Origin of the sequence: Nocardioides cremeus, from assembly GCF_030518195.1 — a bacterium.
In the GTDB taxonomy this organism is placed as follows: Bacteria; Actinomycetota; Actinomycetes; order Propionibacteriales; family Nocardioidaceae; genus Nocardioides; species Nocardioides cremeus.
In genome coordinates this window covers 1-1,555 of record NZ_JAULSC010000056.1, presented here as the reverse complement: position 1 = coordinate 1,555, position 1,555 = coordinate 1, and the positions used below count along the sequence as shown (strand labels likewise).

The 1,555-nt window shown below is 69.2% G+C and carries 1 protein-coding gene; it reads right to left on the bottom strand.

All coding sequences use genetic code 11. The features are described from left to right. Positions 1-68: 68 nt before the first annotated feature. Positions 69-1,436, bottom strand: a complete 1,368-nt coding sequence (locus QWJ41_RS20690; RefSeq protein WP_302710359.1) for an IS1380 family transposase — start codon at positions 1,434-1,436, stop codon at positions 69-71. Positions 1,437-1,555 lie beyond the last annotated feature (119 nt).

The following is a 1,555-nucleotide window of genomic DNA, read 5'->3' as shown; positions in this document are numbered from 1 at the left end:
GCTGACCCGCCGGTCTGATCCGGCTCTTCCACTTGAGTCCTCAGGTCGTGCCGTCGCCGGCTGGGTGGTCAGGTCGTGACCGGGTGTGGGGGGCCGGTTGCGGTCGACCACAGCGACTCCCATCCGGGCGCCCAGGGCCAGTGGGTCGGCAGGTGCAGCACGAGCCGACGACCGGTGGCGGCGATACGGGCGGGGATGTTGATGACCCGGCTCCGAAGGGTGGCCCATCGGGCGGTGTGCATCGCGGCTGCGACGGCGGTGGCGCGGGCGATGTTGAACCCGATCACCGCGCAGGCGACCCAGGCGGCGTTGGCCGCGTACTTTCCGCTCGGCAGGTGGGCCAGCGGGCCGTCTTTGAGTTCGGCGATGACCTGCTCGATGAGGGCGTGGTCGCGGTGACGCTGATCGGCCTCGATCGTGCCCACAGTGCTGTTGGTGATGAAGGCGTGGTGGCGGTAGGTCGCGAACAGCTCGCCCTGCTCGGTCTCGTCGCTGGCCAGTGGTTGCAGTCGGCGGACCCGGCGCACGACCAGACGGCAGGCCACGTGCTCGCGCTTGCGGCGGCCGGTGAACGCAACGAAGGGAACCTCGGCGACCTCGGCGTCGCTGACCCAGCGCTGCTCGGCCTCGTCATAGACCGCGTTCGGGTACTCGATCGTCTTCCACGCATCCGGGCTGATGCTGGTGATCGCTGCGGTCACACTCGGCGTCATCCGCGCGGTGACAGAGAACCAGGTCTTGTGACGCAGAGCGGTGCCGACGAAGGCCCAGCCGTAGTAGGCCGAGTCCGCGCGAGCCAGGATCCGACCGGTGACGCCGGCCGCGCGGGCGGTGTTGATCGCCTGGGCCAGCAGCCGCCCGACGCCGGTGGCCGATGCGGTGTTGCCCTTGCGCAGCCGGGCCCGGGCGATCACCGGCGCAGCGGTCGGCGTCGAGATCGTGGCCAGTTGCAGGTTCAAGCCGCGCACGCCGGTGTAGCCGAACGCGGCACCTTGCTTGGCGTAGCCGTGGACCTCGCGGACGGTGTCGTCGACATCAAGGAACGCGATCTCCTCCGCACCGGCGAACAGGCCCGGCACCCGCTCAGTGAGTCCGGCCAGGAGCCCTGCGCCGACCTTGTCGAGCTGCTGGACGTGGCCGTGGGTGAAGGAGCGCAGGAACGTGCCCAACGTCGAGGGCGCACGGACACCACCGAACAACCGGCCCATACCGCCGTGGCGCAGCAGATCCATGTCGTCGATGGAGTCGGCGCCGGCGAGCATCCCGCCGACCACGCTCGAGGTCTTCACCGACGCGTTCGGCGAGGGCACCGTCACAGCCTCGAGCAGCTCGTACAGGCCGGCCGACTCGGCAAGCCGCAGCGCGGGGACCAGGCCCGCTGCCGACACCAGATTCGGATCATCGAAGACAGGCCGGACCGTGTGAGAAGGTTTCACTTACGAGGTGCCTCTCGTGAACAGGTGGATTCGACGTCGCAATCGACATCTTCCCTGCTCAAGAGGGCACCTCGTTCTACGCCACGCTCACACCGCTGGACGCCGCCGGTGGATCAGGG